Here is a 13,320-nt window from a genome sequence, read left to right on the forward strand (position 1 = left end):
AAACTTTAGTGGTAGGATTATCCTATAGTCAATAAGAATCACATGTTACTGATACGATCAGGCATGGTGGTAAGTAGAGAGTTCCTTTACCGGGGCTTTCTATTGAACCTCCATGCCTTTTTTGCGTGAAATATCGTAGTAGGCGTGCATTCTGAACATTTGAATAGGTGCATAAAATGAGGAATAAAGGAGTAAGTTGTCATGCTGTCCAAACTGTTTAAGAAGGAAAAGTTGCATATTTATACACCCGTAAATGGAAAGGTTATTGCCATTGAGGATGTCGATGATCCGGTGTTCAGCGGGAAAATGATGGGGGAAGGCATAGCTGTCATGCCAAGCGGCGGGGATATTTATGCGCCTGCCGATGGAACAGTTGTCCAAGTAGCGCCAACAAAACATGCAATTGGCATTCAAACGGAGGACGGAACGGAACTGCTGATTCATGTCGGACTAGAAACGGTTTCCTTGAAAGGAGAAGGATTTTCAGTTGCGGTCCAGGCTGGCGAAAAGGTTAAGGTTGGAGACTTGCTGATGAAGGTTGACTGGGACTATATTCGTGCCCATGCAAAGAGCACTATTATTCCATTAGTCATAACAAATAGCCAAGAAGGCAATAAAGAATTTCACTTTTCTGCAGAAATAGAAGGCACTGCAGGCAAAACAGTTTTAATTACAGCGGTAGCCAAATAGTATATATTCTTGGAGAAATGTATATAGAAGGAGATGAACTACAATGAAAATCAAGAAAATTCTAAACAACAACGCTGTCATCGTAATAGATAATCAGCAGGAGAAAATTGTAGTTGGAGCCGGAATTGCTTTTGAAAAGAAGAAAAATGATATTGTAAATCCCGCTAAAATTGAAAAATTGTTTGTCATGAAAGAAAACAAAAAGTTAGAGCAGCTACTAAATAGGATTCCTGAAGAACATTTCACCATTTCGGAAGAAATCATATCCTATGCAGAGGCTTCAATGGATACAAAGTTGAATGAACATATCCATATAGTACTTACCGACCATCTTTCCTTTGCGATTGAAAGGGAGCAACAGGGCATTCACTTAAAGAATAAGCTGCTGCATGAAATCAAGATCCTCTATCGGAAGGAATATGAAATAGGACTATGGGCGCTTCACCATATGAAGGATAAATATGATATCCAGATGCCCGTGGATGAGGCTGCTTTCATCGCCTTGCATATCCACACAATGAAACTTCAAGGAGGTGATTTACGTCAAACCGTCAGGCTGACGACCATCGTAAGGGATATGATCCAAACAATTAAACAATATTTGAACATTACAGTTGAAGAAGATGACATTTCTTACGAACGGCTAACGACCCATCTGCGTTTTGCATTAACGCGGGTGAATCATTACGAGCTTCACATGATGGATGAAGAAATGTTTTCTATGATCAAGAAGAAATTTCCTCATGCTTTTGAATGTGCGCAAGTAGTCGCAAAAGAATTGTTTGAAGTCCATGGGGTTGATTTGCCTGAGCAGGAGCTGGGATATATCACACTTCATATTGAGAGATTGAGAAAGTAATCGTATTTATCATTTGTTATTTAATGTATCAACAAGAGATTGCACTTATAAATGAGGATGTTAGCTTTTCAAGTCTTTGACTTAACGGAAATGAGAAAAAAGATGAATAGGGGGAAATAACATTATGAAGAGTTATCTACAAAGAATAGGCCGTTCCTTGATGCTGCCGGTTGCAGTTTTGCCGGCTGCCGCCATCTTGATGGGGATTGGCTATTGGATTGATCCGACTGGGTGGGGCGGAGATAACGCTATCGCTGCCTTCCTGATTAAGGCGGGTTCTGCTCTTATCGATAATATGGGTATGCTGTTTGCTTTAGGTGTCGCACTAGGTATGGCGAAAGAGAGGGACGGTTCAGCAGCATTGAGTGGTTTGGTCGCCTTCTTGATCGTTACTACCATTCTTAGCCCAGAATCAGTTGCTATGCTTCAAGGTATCGATGTGAAGGATGTTAACCCAGCATTCGTAAAAATTGAGAATCAATTTATTGGTATCCTATCAGGTATCATTGCTTCCATTATGTATAATCGTTTCAGCCATGTGAAATTGCCCGATGCGCTTGCCTTCTTTAGCGGCAAACGATTAGTGCCGATTATGACAGCGGTTTCTATGCTTGTTATTACAGGTGCTCTATTCTTCATCTGGCCAGCTATCTTTACTGCCCTTGTGTCATTCGGTAAGGCTATCAGCGATTTAGGGGCAGCAGGTGCAGGTTTATACGGTTTCTTCAACCGCTTATTAATCCCAACAGGACTGCATCACGCATTGAATTCCGTATTCTGGTTTGACGTAGCAGGAATCAATGATATAGGTAATTTCTGGAAGGGTTCAGGTACAAAAGGAATTACGGGTATGTATCAAGCCGGTTTCTTCCCTGTTATGATGTTCGGCCTTCCTGCAGCTGGTCTTGCTATGTACCATACTGCTAAGACAAAACGTAAGAAAGAAATTGCATCACTCGTTCTTGCTGCCGGTTTTGCTGCTTTCTTCACTGGTGTTACAGAACCGCTTGAGTTCTCATTCATGTTTGCTGCTCCAGCACTATATGTTGTGCACGCTGTTTTGACCGGTATTTCATTAACGATAGCAGCCCTTTTCCATTGGACTGCCGGGTTTGGCTTCAGCGCAGGTTTTGTTGACTTCTTCTTAAGCTCAAGATTGCCATTGGCCAATAAACCGTATATGCTGATTGTCCAGGGACTTGTATTTGCGGTCATTTACTATGCTGTGTTCAGATTTATGATCACTAAATTCAATTTAATGACACCAGGGCGTGAAGAAGATAATGACGAAGTAGATGAAGATATAGCGTCTTCCGAAGCAGCTACAGGTCTATTGAATAAGTCTAATGCAGGCACTTCTGGGGATAGATTCTCTTCAATGGCAGCAACTATCTACGAAGGGCTTGGAGGAGATGCCAATGTGACTTCGGTTGATAACTGTATTACACGCTTGCGTTTGGAAGTGAAAGATATGAACGCAGTCGATCAAAATAAGATTAAATCAACAGGCGTTCCTGGCATTAATATTGTAGGCAAAAATAGCATTCAGGTTATTGTCGGAACCCAAGTACAGTTCGTGGCAGATGAAATAGAAAAAATCCGCCGTAAGCGATAAAGTAAATTATTTAAGAACCCGATGTAAGGATCGGGTTCTTTTTTATGCTTTTTTTTAAAAGGCCATATAAGAGGAATTTTATAGAGGGAGAGGGAATATTATAGCAAGATGCTCAAAAGGGGAGTTTAATGAAAAAAATCGTTTGGCTATCTCTACTGGTTAGTATGGTTGGTTATATTGTTTATAACATGCTGTAGAACGATTTTTCCGATATCGATCGAATTGAGATAAGATCATATAAAGAACATGATATGGATGGAATGATAATCACCACAGATAAAGAAACAATTGGTGCGGTCACTGGTATCCTGAATAGGGCAAACTGTAAGAGAGTGCGTTATGAATTCGCTGATTTTCCTTCATATGAAATGAAGCTAATTTATAAGGACCTATCAGAGGATATCTTAACTGTGTTCCCCCATTTTGCCGGCAAGGAGACACTTCTTTATGGAAATAACGGCAATGCTTATTTTATCAATGAAAAACAACGTAAAAAGGATGTTAAAGCTTTTATTAAAGGGAGACAAGGACTAGAATATGGGGCTGCTAGGAGAGTATCAGAGGCATTGAAAACCACCTGTAATCACAACAGGCGGTTTTTAATGCTTGGTCAGGCACTTTGATTTTGCAACTCAGACAAATGCTGCGATTTATCGCTGACTTCATCGACATGGGAAGCGATTTCCTGGAATGCGCCCGCTACTTGTTCGATCGCAATTGCGATTTCGGAAATGTTTTGATCATGGACGTGATAATTTTCTTCGATATCATTCATCGACTTGGTGATGGCGGTACCTTCTTCGGATAGGCTGTCGATTGTGGAAAGCATTTCCTGAAGGCGGTCGTTCATTTTTTGCTGCATGGAAATAAGCCGGTCGAAGCTGTTTAAGGAAGACTGGATTGTATCGATATTTGTATCCACAATCGAGTCTGTCTGCTCTAGTGATTGAGTCACCTGATCCTTGGCATTGCCGATGTCATTCAATAGCTCCTGGATGTAACCGGAGGACTTGGATGATTGCTCCGCAAGTTTGCGCACCTCATCAGCCACTACTGCGAACCCTTTGCCATGCTCGCCTGCGCGTGCAGCTTCAATCGCCGCATTTAGGGCAAGCAGGTTAGTCTGATTGGCAATCTCGATGATGGAGTGGAGAACGGTAGAGATATCATTGATTTTTTCATTGAGCATCCGGACAACAGTGTGCGACTGTGTAGATGCATGCTTCACCTCGCCGATATTGCTGACAGACTGGGAGAGCATTTTTTTATTTTGCTGCGCCATGTGGACAACCTCATCCGTAAAGCTTTTAACATCAGCCGCATTGGCGGCCGTTTCATTCAATTTATCCACAATGCCATTTACTTTTTGCTCAGTTCCCTGGATGACATGGTAAAAATCGCGGCTGTCATTGTGGACATGCTGGATGGAAGCATCGATTTGCTGTAAGGAAGAAGTGGATTCACTTAGTTTATGATGAAAATCGACTACATTTTTATTTAAATGTGAAGATGCTTGCCCCACCTCTGATAATACCCCTTGTATTTGCCCTGTCAGCTGTTCGCTCTCATCCAGCATTTCACTTGAACGCTTGGAGCTGTCGAGAAGGAGGATGCTGACAAAGATAAATTGGAATCCATAATAGAAGGCAGTCAGGATAGAACGGTGCAGACTGCTTTCAATCACCAGTTTGTCCGCCATCCATAGATGGGTGAACTGGGAGAGGATCAGTAATGGCAAGGCAATGACAAACGCTTTTTTCATTAAGGTGAAGTCGGCATACATACCCGCTAGACCTAATGGAACAAGCCAGACAAACGGAACATTTACCCAGGAATCGGTATGCAGGATGAAAGCGAAAAGAAGCATGGAAATAATAGATAATAGTTTAAAATGCGTACGTTTTTTTGATGATTTGTAATACAGGACAGGAATTAAGAATAATAGAAATTGAATATTATAAAGGGCGTTCATGACCGTCCAATGAGGCATCCCATATAGAACGACCTGAACAATATTATTAATGATCATCAGAATAAATGCCGCTAAAAAGACTCTGTAAACAATGACATTCACTTTTTGTTCATTCAGCGATTTGCGGGTAGTGGACACGGTATTTTCCTCCTATGTAAAGCCTGTGTATATACTCCTAGTTTAATATACATATATAGAAAAATCGACAATAAAATGGTAAAATCGTCAGTATTTAGTAAAAAAGCTATTTCGCGGCGGGGAGAGAGATGCATGAATACGTGGAAGAGAAGATGGGTCATAGTCTTGGCAGCGGCGGTTATCTTGTTCGTTGGGGTTGCATGGGGCATACCTAAGTTGCTGGCTGTATGGTCAGCTCCAGAAAAAATAAGTAAGAATGAATTAAATACCCATTTCCTTACCACCTATGAACAATCCAGAAAACGGTTTTTGACGTATGAGAAAACATTAAAAAATACATATGAGCATACCGAACAGCATGCATACAGCATCCATAAAGAAAAATTAACAATCGATACCGTATCTGCAGATGCGAATAAGAAAAAGGAAAATTTGCTGGTCATTACAACAGGTATGCATGGAATCGAAGGATATGTAGGGACTGCTATGCTGGATGTTTTCCAGAATCAGATGCTGTCAAGTCTGGATCCTGATACAACTGGGCTGCTATATGTCCATGCAAGTAATCCGTGGGGAATGAAGCACGATAGAAGATACAACGAAAATAATGTCGATTTAAACCGTAACTTTGTTTATGAATGGAAAAGCTTTAACTTGGCAAGCAACAAGAAATATTCAGACCTGGATCGTTTCTTTGAAAAGAAAACGCCTGTTGGAAATAGTACGATCCATGAATTGGGCTTTGCGGGCAGTCTTGTGAAGGAAGTAATCCGCTCCGGAACCGGGAAGATTGAGGAAGCTCTCCTGACCGGCCAATACAATCATCCTAAAGGCGTCTATTACGGCGGAAGCGGGGATGAGGAATCCACAAAGATAGTAAAACAACTTTATAAAAACGTCTTGGGGAGCCCTTACAAAAATATTATTCATGTCGATCTCCATACAGGTTATGGCCCAAGGGATCAAATGAGCATTTTTTCAAGTATAAATGAAACGATGACGCAAAAAGAAGCGGAAAAAGCTTTTCATTATCCATTAGTCCTGACTCCGGAATCAGATGATTTTTATATGACGAATGGCGATAATACAGAATACTTCTATAAGCTCCAGAAGGAAAAGTATCCTGATAAGAATTTCTATACCACCACTTTCGAATTCGGTACACTGGGTGAAGACCTCTTGGGCTCTTTGAAGTCCCTAAGGAATACGATCGATGAAAACAGATTATATTGGAATGGGGAGAAAAGCGGCTTGACTGCTGAAAAAATCCGCAACCGTTATCAAGAGATGTTTTATCCCTCTGAGCAGGAATGGCGTGAAAAAGCGATTAAGGATTTTAAGCAGGGAATGGAAGGAGTACTTGCCCATCAAGGATTTTTGGATAAATAAATAATAAAAGCAGAAGCGGGAAAGTACCTTCTGCTTGTCTTTATTAGAAAAAAATGAAGCCGATAGCTTTCCATTTCGTGAAAAATGGGATATAATGGTAGAAAATTACATACGAACGAACCACAAGGGGAGCTTTAAGCTGAGAGTGGAAGGATTTGATGTCCTTTCTGACCCTTTGAACCTGTTAGTTAGCACTAGCGTAGGGATGTGGATAATGAATGGCAGCTGCATTCATTTTTTCTGTCTGAAAAGTTCTCCTTGGGGCTCGTCTATAAAAAGGGGGCTTTTTTTATGAAGAAAATGGGTTTATTCGTTATGATTGAAGCAGCTTTCCTGGCAGCGTTCGCACTGATTCTTGATTTGGTTCCTTCCATCAAGATCACTAGTTTTGTCTCCATCTCGTTTGCTATGGTGCCGATTTTTATCATATCGCTCCGTTGGGGAGTCAAAGCAGGGATGCTGTCCGGTTTTCTATGGGGATTGCTGCAGGTTGCAGTAGGAGACGTGTATATTTTGACTCCAGTCCAATTTATGATTGAATATTTCCTTGCATTCGCTTGTATTGGCTTTGCGGGAATCTTTAAAAGGGCTGTTAGCCAAGCCTTAACCAATGGAAAAACGAAAAAAGCGGTTATGTTCATGGGCGCTGCTGTTATCGTAGGGAGTGCAGCTCGCTATTTTTGGCATTTCATTGCAGGAATCATATTTTGGGGCAAATACGCTCCGAAAGGCATGTCCCCTGTTATTTACTCCTTGATTGTAAATGGGGGAACAATGATCGGCAGTGCAATCCTCTGCGGAATAATCCTTGCTGTTTTAACTGGAGCATCTTCAAGGATCCTATTGACGAAGACAGTCCGCAGATCATCTGCGGTTCCACTTTCAAAATAAACGAAAACCGGGGATGCGTGCATTCCCGGTTTATTTCAAGTCATAGGCTGCTTGCCTTCGATACGTCCGGCAGTTGCTCGACCTCGACATTTCCTTTGATGGCGCGGCTGATCATACAGGAGGCCTCCGCTTTGGCAGCAAGCTTCAAGGCAAGTTCCTCATCTTGAATGGTTGCATCGTGACGCAGCACGATATGGGGTCGATGAATGATTTTCTTGTATGTAATAACACCCTTTGTGACATCCACAATTCCTTCAGAATCCATTGTTAAAGCCACTTTATCAAGCTTGCTCCGCTCCATCATAGCCGCCAGTGTAATAATGTAGCAAGTAGCGGCTGCGCCAAGAAGCATTTCATCTGGATTGGTGCCTATTCCCGGACCTTCCATCTCCGGCGGTATCGACACTTTTGTTTTCAGGTTTCCCGCTGCTATATCGCCAACATCATTCCGCAAACCGGGCCAATTGGCTTTTAAATGAAAAATATGTTCGGCCATAATAAAATCCTCCTCCTTTCTATCCAGTGTAAGGCAGACAGACTGGGAGTTCAAAAATTTGGTATAGTACATGCAGAAGGATATCAGGATAAGAAAGGCGTATTAGATCCATAACGCTAAGAAAGGAGGGAGAATAATGTCCATTGTCCAATCTAAAATAGGGGCGGTATTCATAGCAGTCAGCGATATTATGAAAGCAAGGGAATGGTATTGCTCATTGTTAGGGTTAGTTCCGGAATATGACATTGTGGCAGGGCATCTTTGCTGTATTCCTATGGATAATAACGGGATGAATATTGTACTGGATAGTAAAATTTTTTCAGAGAATGCGTATGCAAGGACTCCTATTTTTCATTTTAATACGGATGATATCACTGGGGCGTATCAGGATCTAAAGGGCAAGGGAGTTGAAATTGCAACGGAAATTCAAGACGGCCATTGGTTCAATATTATAGACCCGGATGGAAACAGGCTGATGATTTGTGAATGTTGACGGTTGCTTTACCTATATGTCCCCCTAAAACAAAGCCCTTTACTTGGTAATAAAGCGCTTACAGGTATACGATAGAGGAAGAAAAGAAAAAAGGGGATTTGTCAGGTGGGACATATTGAACAAGGAGATCCATATTTCAGAAAAACACTTTTGGCTTTATTCCTCGGCAGTTTTGTCACCTTTGCCGACTTATACAGTACACAACCTGTTATCCCGCTCATTGCAGAGCAATTCGGAACAACACCGGCGGGAGCCAGCTTGTCACTCTCTTTCTCGACAGGAACGATGGCGATTATGCTGGTCATTGTATCATTATTGACCCAGGGCATTAATAGGAAAAAAGTAATGGGCATATCATTAACATTATCCGCCCTTTTATCCGTTGCTGTTTTGTTCGTCCATTCGATGCCGCAGCTATTGGCGATCCGAGCTCTTCAAGGAGCGGCGCTGGCAGGCTTTCCATCCATAGCGATGGCGTATATAACGGAAGAGTTCAAGCCGATGAGCCTCGGTTATGTAATGGGGATCTATGTAAGCGGGAGTTCCATTGGAGGTTTGGCCGGCCGTCTGATTATCGGGACATTATCCGACTTCATATCATGGACAGCGGCCATTTCGACTCTTGGTTTGTTATCGTTGCTGATTTCATTGTTGTTTTGGAAGATGCTTCCGATGTCCACGCGGCCTAAGGAAAGCAACCTTTCTTTTAAAAGAACAATGCAATCATTGAAAAATAATAGTACCAAGCCGCAGCTGCTTCTTCTGTATGGCATGGGTTTCTTGCTGATGGGATCTTTTGTATCCGTCTATAACTATATTGGCATACCATTGATGAAGGCACCATACCATTTATCACAGGTGGTCATCTCATTCATCTTCATTGTTTACCTTGTGGGGACATTCAGTTCAACCTGGATGGGGAAAATGGCCGATCGCCATCAACGGAAGCTTGTCTTATTATCCGGTGTGGTGATGATGCTCATAGGTGTACTACTTACACTGACTGTACCCCTTGTTTTGAAAATCGTCGGCCTTGTTATATTCACATTCGGTTTTTTCGGCGCCCATTCGATTGCGTCTGGCTGGGTCGGCTTGCTTGCCGAGCAGAGTGAAAAGGCTCAGGCCTCTTCGCTGTATTTACTGTTTTATTATGCGGGATCAAGTATAATTGGTGCGCTTGGCGGCGTTTTCCTGCACAGGAACGGTTGGAGCGGCGAGGTCATGATGGTAACAGCTCTTTTAGTTGTCGGAGTGGTTTTTACTCTGTTTAATAAGGCAGAAAAAAAGCCGATTAGGGCATAATCGATAGAATTAGATTATAATTGATTTACTGAAAATTCTTATTGAAATAAGGTCTGCTATGGTACATGCAATCTAAGGCAGACCTTGTTCTTAGCTATCATTTAATGTGTCATCGTATGGTCCAATTCAGAAAAAAAAGCAACGGTTATCGTTGCTTTACGTAGATTTATTATTAGTTATTGTAATTCTGTCATTACCTTTAGGTCTTGAATTTCAAAGAGAAGAGGGAATTCCGTGTTTTCATCGGGAGCCCCTATCCATCCTCCGCCCCCAATCGCCAAATTAATAATGAGATACATAGGTTCATTAGGGATTCCTTCTGTAGAGGTATATTGATGGACCCCATCTACAAACCATTTAATTTCATCTTTATTCCATTCTATTGCATATGTGTGAAATTCATCAAGATTATCTATTTGAAGAAGTTTAAAGGATCTCTTATTCTTTTTGTTTTCTTCCCAATGATTCACATAGTAAACAATGTTTTTTTCAATGCCGACAGCTTCAAATATATCAATTTCCGGTAATGATTTTTCTTCACTAGGAAGCATCCAGATAGCTGGGAAGGAACCATTTCCTCCATTTGTACGTGCTACAATTTCGATTCTCCCGTATTTCATTTCAAATTTATTTTGAGTAGTGATTTTTCCTGAGGTGAATTTGTGCTTCTTATAGTCCTCTCTTTTCCCCGTTAACAATAAGCTGCCATCTTGGATTGTCACATTCTCTTTTCTGTAATATTGTTGTTCTTTATTATAGTTATTTCCTCGTTTTTCGATATTCCATTTTCTTTTATCGAAAGTATCGAATGTTTCATGCCATTGCAATACCCACTTTCCATCAATGATAGTTGGTGGTGGTGGGGAGGATGTTTCTTTTTTTTCTTCTGTAACTGAACTTGTTTTATTGCTTTTTTCACTCTCTAATTCTTTCTTAGATGACTTTAAATGTTGCCAATATACAAAAGCAGAAGCCAGAAGAACACAAATCAAAATAATAAAAAGCCCTTTTTTCATTTTTTCCCGCCTTACAACTAGATTTTTTTAATTAAACAAATATTTGTTTCTTTAATCACAATAAATATTAGAATGCTATTTATAAGAAATACTCAACGATAAATTATATCAGTATATTAAGTTGTGTGTAATAAGAATAGATAATTATGCATTTTTATTATTTTTCTGGAAAATAAGTCATTGTTATAAAAGGGAAATCTTAATTGGAGGTTAAAAATGGTCTTTGGTTGGATTTGAGTTCTTTTTGAATTGGAGATTATAACAAGAAGCATCCGTTAATCGGATGCTTCTTGTTTGAGCGTCATTTCCTGATGCTGAAGTTATTTAGTTGCCTTTATTGCAATAGACAAGCCATTTTAATTCATTTTCTAATAGCTTTTTTATTCGCTTTGCTTCCGCTTCTTGTAAATTCTCTAATTTTATGCGATATATTGTTTCAGTGCCGGTCTGACTATAAGTGAACACCCAGTTAAATTTAGCTTTTAACGATCTGGTTTTTTCTTCGGTAATTTTTTGACTGCTATATGTTTGGTCAAGGACGATTCGATAGTTCTTTCCTATTTTAGCGTCTATTTCTACCAGCCTGCCGGTTAATCCTGCTTCTTTTTTCAATTTTAGAAGGGCTTTTTTTGCAGAATCATAGCTTGGGAAAGACCCAGTCTGTAATCTGTAAACCATTTTTCCTGGTTCTTCTACATGTGATGCCGTTAATCCAGTCAAAGCTTCAAACTTCTGTTTAGCATTTTCAATTGAATTTTTGCCAGTGAACGTCCCGGTGGATAAAGTGTATTTTTCTGTTTTTGAACTATCTCCATCAATTGTCTCTGACTGATTATAGGGAGTAAAAATAAAATTAGAAATAATGATCTCTGTTTCTAAGCCATTTTGGGGTGCTTTACCATTAGCTAGCCAAAGATTCATATGTATTTTAGCCATACCTTCATCAGGCACTTTTTCATTAGTATATGTCCACTTTTTCCAAATGAAATCCTTATGAGGAATATTAATATAATGTCCGCCTAAGGATTCGAAATTTATTTTTTGTGGCTGCCAGTCAAAACTATGGGTTGACCAAGAACCATCTGGCATAGCCACATTGAATTCTTTAAAACTTCTTAATGAATCTTTCTCCCAGATCGTATATTGTGTATTGGGGGAATTATCGTGTCCCCATTTGGCAAATTCAATATCAATTTCCCTATTCCCCTTAAGATGGGCATCGGATGATTCCATATCGTATGTAAATAAGCCCAAAACAACATTAGAGTCTAGGTTATCTAACTTAGAATCAATAAAGAATGTATATTTACCATAGCCCAATACATTTTTATTAATTACTTCCGCTCCTTGCCATTTTCCATTTCGATAGGTTAATTTCATATGCAGCTGGCCGGAAGAATCAACCCATACGTTTGAAGCACTATCACTGAAATAGTTAGGTCCTGGCCCCTCTAAAGAGATATTATTTCTGACTTCCCAATCATGATCGGCAAAACGTATTTGTCTTTCATAAGCTCCTACTTTAATTTCGCTAAAAATTAAGCTTGTAAACAATAGACCCATACATACCCCAATCTTTTTTAAATTCATAGTATACACTCCTATTGTATTTGAAACAATTCATTTTTAAAAGTCGAGAAATTAGTTGTATAAATTATATTAATATACCTAATTTTAGTTTAATTTATTTTTTTGCTATTATCAATAAGATTCAAAATACTTTATTTGGTTTACTCTATCGAGAAATGATTAAAATAACGTTCGATATCGATTTCTATAGTGAAGGAAAATACGTTTAGTTGTCGAAATAGAATTAAAGAGGCATTAGAAGGGCATTAAGATAATTAGATAACGTAATGGAGGTTAGTCGATTGCTGCTCTATTATTGATACTTTCTATATCGCATACTCCCAAAAATAAATACAGGGGTTGATATAGATGATTTATACGTCATCATTGGACAAGGTTTCGGCAGATATGCTGCATGGTTTTTTCGTTGGTTGGATGGAACATCCGGATGTACACACACATCTACAATTGTTAAAAAATAGTTATAAAGCCTTTCTGGCAATCGATGATAAAGAAAATCGTATCGCCGGCTTCATTACTGCCATTAGCGACGGCGTTCTTTCCGCCTATATTCCGTTATTGGAGGTTTTGCCGGAATACCAGAATAATGGGGTTGGAAAAGAACTGGTGCTGCATATGTTGGAAGAACTGAATTGTTTCTATATGATAGACCTTATGTGCGATCAAGATCTGGTTCCTTATTATGAAAAACTGGGATTGGTGAAAGCAAACGGTATGATTGCACGGAATTATGGTATTCAATCAGGAAAGATAAATTAACATGGAGCAAAGAAGATGTCTATTTGGATGTCTTCTTTTTTTGTATTTGTCCTGTCCTGAGTATGACAAATGTCATGGTATGGATATGACACGTATGTCTGCACAAAATG

13 protein-coding genes and 1 riboswitch are annotated in these 13,320 nt (G+C 39.8%); of the genes, 9 read left to right on the forward strand and 4 right to left on the reverse strand.

Annotated features, from left to right (window positions below):
- Positions 1-201: 201 nt before the first annotated feature.
- The 4 genes from ABC357_RS23030 (at position 202) to ABC357_RS23045 (ending at position 3,787) form a co-directional block, all read left to right on the forward strand.
- Positions 202-690: a PTS sugar transporter subunit IIA gene (locus ABC357_RS23030; RefSeq protein ID WP_412889838.1), complete on the forward strand. Its 489-nt coding sequence runs from the start codon at positions 202-204 to the stop codon at positions 688-690.
- A gap of 43 nt (positions 691-733) precedes the next feature.
- Complete coding sequence (locus ABC357_RS23035; RefSeq protein WP_412889839.1) at positions 734-1,549, forward strand: PRD domain-containing protein; 816 nt, start codon at positions 734-736, stop codon at positions 1,547-1,549.
- Between the two features lie 124 nt (positions 1,550-1,673).
- Positions 1,674-3,164, forward strand: coding sequence for an N-acetylglucosamine-specific PTS transporter subunit IIBC (nagE, locus tag ABC357_RS23040; protein WP_412889840.1), 1,491 nt, complete (start codon positions 1,674-1,676; stop codon positions 3,162-3,164).
- A gap of 251 nt (positions 3,165-3,415) precedes the next feature.
- A complete protein-coding gene (locus ABC357_RS23045) occupies positions 3,416-3,787 on the forward strand; it encodes a hypothetical protein (RefSeq protein ID WP_412889841.1) in 372 nt (123 codons plus the stop codon).
- Here the strand turns inward: ABC357_RS23045 and ABC357_RS23050 are convergent.
- Positions 3,775-5,193, reverse strand: a complete 1,419-nt coding sequence (locus ABC357_RS23050; RefSeq protein WP_412890107.1) for a methyl-accepting chemotaxis protein — start codon at positions 5,191-5,193, stop codon at positions 3,775-3,777. The two genes, ABC357_RS23045 and ABC357_RS23050, sit on opposite strands and share 13 nt — an antisense overlap.
- A gap of 213 nt (positions 5,194-5,406) precedes the next feature.
- Between ABC357_RS23050 and ABC357_RS23055 the strand changes: the two genes are divergently transcribed.
- Both ABC357_RS23055 and thiT read left to right on the forward strand, forming a co-directional pair.
- Complete coding sequence (locus tag ABC357_RS23055; protein WP_412889842.1) at positions 5,407-6,663, forward strand: M14 family metallopeptidase; 1,257 nt, start codon at positions 5,407-5,409, stop codon at positions 6,661-6,663.
- Between the two features lie 115 nt (positions 6,664-6,778).
- Positions 6,779-6,886, forward strand: a riboswitch (TPP riboswitch).
- Positions 6,887-6,954: 68 nt separating this feature from the next.
- A complete protein-coding gene (gene thiT, locus ABC357_RS23060; protein ID WP_412889843.1) occupies positions 6,955-7,554 on the forward strand; it encodes an energy-coupled thiamine transporter ThiT in 600 nt (199 codons plus the stop codon).
- 40 nt (positions 7,555-7,594) lie between these two features.
- On the opposite strand, the gene ABC357_RS23065 is transcribed toward thiT, so the two are convergent.
- On the reverse strand, positions 7,595-8,050 hold the full coding sequence (locus ABC357_RS23065) for an OsmC family protein (RefSeq protein WP_412889844.1): 456 nt from the start codon (positions 8,048-8,050) through the stop codon (positions 7,595-7,597).
- A 136-nt stretch (positions 8,051-8,186) separates the two neighbouring features.
- Between ABC357_RS23065 and ABC357_RS23070 the strand changes: the two genes are divergently transcribed.
- Both ABC357_RS23070 and ABC357_RS23075 read left to right on the forward strand, forming a co-directional pair.
- Positions 8,187-8,543 (forward strand): VOC family protein, encoded by a 357-nt coding sequence (locus ABC357_RS23070; RefSeq protein WP_412889845.1) that lies wholly within the window; start codon positions 8,187-8,189, stop codon positions 8,541-8,543.
- 105 nt (positions 8,544-8,648) lie between these two features.
- Complete coding sequence (locus ABC357_RS23075; protein WP_412889846.1) at positions 8,649-9,845, forward strand: MFS transporter; 1,197 nt, start codon at positions 8,649-8,651, stop codon at positions 9,843-9,845.
- Between the two features lie 176 nt (positions 9,846-10,021).
- Here ABC357_RS23075 and ABC357_RS23080 read toward each other — a convergent pair whose 3' ends face one another.
- Positions 10,022-10,861 carry a glycoside hydrolase family 16 protein gene (locus ABC357_RS23080; protein ID WP_412889847.1) on the reverse strand — a complete coding sequence of 280 codons (840 nt, stop codon included), beginning with the start codon at positions 10,859-10,861 and terminating at the stop codon, positions 10,022-10,024.
- A 324-nt stretch (positions 10,862-11,185) separates the two neighbouring features.
- Positions 11,186-12,451: a glycoside hydrolase family 16 protein gene (locus ABC357_RS23085; RefSeq protein WP_412889848.1), complete on the reverse strand. Its 1,266-nt coding sequence runs from the start codon at positions 12,449-12,451 to the stop codon at positions 11,186-11,188.
- A 348-nt stretch (positions 12,452-12,799) separates the two neighbouring features.
- Here ABC357_RS23085 and ABC357_RS23090 point away from each other — a divergent pair, with 348 nt between their 5' ends.
- Positions 12,800-13,210, forward strand: coding sequence for a GNAT family N-acetyltransferase (locus ABC357_RS23090; RefSeq protein WP_412889849.1), 411 nt, complete (start codon positions 12,800-12,802; stop codon positions 13,208-13,210).
- The last annotated feature ends 110 nt before the right edge of the window (positions 13,211-13,320 follow it).

Origin of the sequence: Bacillus kalamii, from assembly GCF_047238185.1 — a bacterium.
In the GTDB taxonomy this organism is placed as follows: domain Bacteria; phylum Bacillota; class Bacilli; order Bacillales; family DSM-1321; genus Bacillus_AD.

What these genes read in the sequence shown, in the direction of transcription:
- ABC357_RS23030 (WP_412889838.1), top strand. Translation starts at nt 202, where the DNA reads ATGCTGTCCAAACTGTTTAAGAAGGAAAAGTTGCATATTTATACACCC.
- ABC357_RS23035 (WP_412889839.1), top strand. Translation starts at nt 734, where the DNA reads ATGAAAATCAAGAAAATTCTAAACAACAACGCTGTCATCGTAATAGAT.
- nagE (WP_412889840.1), top strand. Translation starts at nt 1,674, where the DNA reads ATGAAGAGTTATCTACAAAGAATAGGCCGTTCCTTGATGCTGCCGGTT.
- ABC357_RS23045 (WP_412889841.1), top strand. Translation starts at nt 3,416, where the DNA reads ATGGATGGAATGATAATCACCACAGATAAAGAAACAATTGGTGCGGTC.
- ABC357_RS23050 (WP_412890107.1), bottom strand. Translation starts at nt 5,193, where the DNA reads ATGATCATTAATAATATTGTTCAGGTCGTTCTATATGGGATGCCTCAT.
- ABC357_RS23055 (WP_412889842.1), top strand. Translation starts at nt 5,407, where the DNA reads ATGAATACGTGGAAGAGAAGATGGGTCATAGTCTTGGCAGCGGCGGTT.
- thiT (WP_412889843.1), top strand. Translation starts at nt 6,955, where the DNA reads ATGAAGAAAATGGGTTTATTCGTTATGATTGAAGCAGCTTTCCTGGCA.
- ABC357_RS23065 (WP_412889844.1), bottom strand. Translation starts at nt 8,050, where the DNA reads ATGGCCGAACATATTTTTCATTTAAAAGCCAATTGGCCCGGTTTGCGG.
- ABC357_RS23070 (WP_412889845.1), top strand. Translation starts at nt 8,187, where the DNA reads ATGTCCATTGTCCAATCTAAAATAGGGGCGGTATTCATAGCAGTCAGC.
- ABC357_RS23080 (WP_412889847.1), bottom strand. Translation starts at nt 10,861, where the DNA reads ATGAAAAAAGGGCTTTTTATTATTTTGATTTGTGTTCTTCTGGCTTCT.
- ABC357_RS23085 (WP_412889848.1), bottom strand. Translation starts at nt 12,451, where the DNA reads ATGAATTTAAAAAAGATTGGGGTATGTATGGGTCTATTGTTTACAAGC.
- ABC357_RS23090 (WP_412889849.1), top strand. Translation starts at nt 12,800, where the DNA reads ATGATTTATACGTCATCATTGGACAAGGTTTCGGCAGATATGCTGCAT.